Source organism: Undibacterium sp. Di27W (assembly GCF_049340345.1).
GTDB lineage: Bacteria > Pseudomonadota > Gammaproteobacteria > Burkholderiales > Burkholderiaceae_D > Undibacterium.
In genome coordinates this window covers 1-821 of sequence record NZ_JBMPOS010000081.1, presented here as the reverse complement: position 1 = coordinate 821, position 821 = coordinate 1, and the positions used below count along the sequence as shown (strand labels likewise).

The window sequence follows — 821 nt, the reverse complement described above, 5'->3', positions numbered from 1 at the left end:
GCTGGTGCAGCTTCCCTCAAAGAAGGCAGCCCATTCCGCTTCATCGCTGACTCTGGCATCAAAGCCACAGAACACCATGAAGGTGCTTTGCTGGAACAAATCGACTTGAATACCTGGGTATCCATGTCCATCCAGCGCGCTGTTGATAAAGTACAAAGCCGCCTGCAAGACGGCCTGGCTTTCCTGGCGACTGTTGGTTCTACAGCACCGTTCGTTGGTCTGTTCGGTACAGTATGGGGTATCTACCATGCGCTGACAGCGATCGGTATGTCCGGTCAGGCGTCTATCGACAAAGTAGCGGGCCCAGTGGGTGAAGCGCTGATCATGACCGCGATTGGTCTGGCGGTGGCTGTTCCTGCTGTTCTGGGTTACAACTTCCTGGTACGCCGCAACAAGAGCGCCATGGAAGACGTACGTGCTTTCTCCGCTGACCTGCACTCTGTTGTCCTGTCCGGCAATATGGGTAAAACAGCTGCTAAAAAATAATTAGCAATCACTGATTAACACCAGAAGACCTCTCAACACAGAGGCACAGAGACACAGAGAAAGGCAAGAGGAAAAACCTTTTGCTGAAACTGATAACAGATCATTTCCCCTGATCATTGCAAGCAGCACGTAATGAAAGGGTTTTCTCTGTGGTTTTCCTCTGTGACTCTGTGTCTCTGTGGTGAGAGGTCTTCCGTATTCAGTAATTTGAAAGAGAACACATTATGGCAATGGCAATTGGCAATGATGGTGATGGCGAAGACGAAGTCAATAGCACCATCAACACCACCCCGCTGGTAGACGTCATGCTGGTCTTGCTGATCATCTTCCTTATC

Annotated in this window: 2 protein-coding genes; both read left to right on the top strand. The window is 50.2% G+C overall.

Going from position 1 to position 821, the window contains the following annotated elements:
• A partial coding sequence (locus ACO0LF_RS31365; protein WP_423021312.1) for a MotA/TolQ/ExbB proton channel family protein occupies positions 1 to 486 on the top strand: 486 nt, incomplete at its 5' end.
• A 224-nt stretch (positions 487 to 710) separates the two neighbouring features.
• Positions 711 to 821: ExbD/TolR family protein (locus ACO0LF_RS31360; protein WP_422980606.1), on the top strand; the 111-nt coding region annotated here is incomplete at its 3' end.